Below are 447 nucleotides of genomic sequence, written 5' to 3'. Positions count from 1 at the left end.
CAGGGCCCAGGCGGGCGCGAGGTTGTCGAGGGCCGCCGCCACGGGGGGCGCGCAGAGCGCGTACGCGGGCCGGAGACCGACGACGCCGTGGACCTTGCCGGGCGAGTGGAGCGCCACGACGGCCTCACCGACCGAAGTCGCAGAGACGCGCGGACGCTCCAGGCTCAAGCGAGGGGCCGTCCCCGAGCGTACGTCGATGGTGTCCAGGTCCGGCAAAAAGGGCGCGTACGCCTCGTCGAGGACGAGGAGCGCCCCGCGTCCCGCGCAGGCCTCCGCGAGCGCGGCGAGCTCCCCGAGCGGCAGGACCGTCCCGAGCGGGTTGTTCGGACGCGACGTGTAGACCAGCCGCGCCCCGCACCCCACGGCCCGGAGCGCGCCCTCCGTGTCGGTCACGTGGAGTGCCGCGCGGGCGAGCGCCACCGCCCGCGCGAACTCCCCGAAGGGCGG

General features: G+C 76.5%; 1 protein-coding gene. It reads right to left on the bottom strand.

Annotation, left to right across the window (positions count from 1 at the left end; genetic code table 11):
- The coding region (locus DEIPI_RS29205; protein WP_045233820.1) for an aminotransferase class I/II-fold pyridoxal phosphate-dependent enzyme at positions 1-447 on the bottom strand (447 nt) is incomplete at both ends.

Origin of the sequence: Deinococcus pimensis DSM 21231 (genome assembly GCF_000519345.1) — a bacterium.
Classification (GTDB): domain Bacteria; phylum Deinococcota; class Deinococci; order Deinococcales; family Deinococcaceae; genus Deinococcus_A; species Deinococcus_A pimensis.
This window is presented reverse-complemented; position numbering and strand designations above follow the sequence as displayed.